This window comes from Aliivibrio sp. 1S128 (genome assembly GCF_001691065.1).
Classification (GTDB): domain Bacteria; phylum Pseudomonadota; class Gammaproteobacteria; order Enterobacterales; family Vibrionaceae; genus Aliivibrio.
The window spans coordinates 1-712 of sequence record NZ_MAJV01000042.1 but is presented as its reverse complement, the minus strand read 5'-3'; the positions used below and the strand labels follow the sequence as shown (position 1 = coordinate 712).

At 37.4% G+C, this 712-nt stretch carries 1 protein-coding gene and 1 pseudogene; both read right to left on the bottom strand.

Annotation, left to right across the window (positions count from 1 at the left end; translation table 11 throughout):
* Positions 1-107: 107 nt before the first annotated feature.
* Entirely contained in the window at positions 108-359 is a 252-nt protein-coding gene (locus A6E03_RS07205) for a hypothetical protein (RefSeq protein WP_065600521.1), read from the bottom strand.
* Positions 360-397: 38 nt separating this feature from the next.
* Positions 398-712: pseudogene (locus A6E03_RS07200) on the bottom strand (hypothetical protein); the annotation flags it as partial.

The following is a 712-nucleotide window of genomic DNA, read 5'->3' as shown; positions in this document are numbered from 1 at the left end:
ATATAGCTGCTCTTTTAATTTATCTATTTTTTCTTTAGGACTCATCATTCACCTCAACTTTAATAGTGCGAGATACGCTATCTTTCCGTGCTGACGATATAACGAGTTCACCCTGTATTACCTGAAGCAATATAGCCTAACTGTTCATGCTCTGATGCTTGCCAGTTAAAAGGCATATTAACGAAGACCGTAATACTATCTCGGGTTGTACCGCCTAAATCTAACCGATAAATTGGATTTCCCGCTTCATCTTTACTCCAAATACCATTTTGTTCATTTACTACCACCGCTGATTTTAATGAAGAAGTCACATAGCTGTACTTATTTTGTTCTGGTTTGTTAGGAGTATTAAAGAGCATTGTTTAACCTTATTGAATATCTGAGGCTTGTAAATGAATCACTCAGCAACTTCATCTTGCTGATAAATAGGATGCTTGTATTTATCATTTAGTCTTTTGATTTTGGCAACTTCCATTTCTGGGAAAAGTGAAATCAAATGAGTTAGCAACTCAGCTTTTTTTTCGAGAGTCGGCGTATATATATCACCCACATATTCAAAGCCTCCCTTCCCAGGGACTGAGAGTGAAAGTACACTATCGTTCATCACATTAAAAACAACACTACGCTCATCAATGAATATATAGCTCTTATCTACGGTTGACTGGAAATTTGTCATCCCAAATGACATGAGTGCAAAGGCCCCTGCTCCAAC

Coding starts and splice junctions, on each gene's coding strand:
- A6E03_RS07205 (WP_065600521.1), bottom strand. CDS start 359: ATGCTCTTTAATACTCCTAACAAACCAGAACAAAATAAGTACAGCTAT.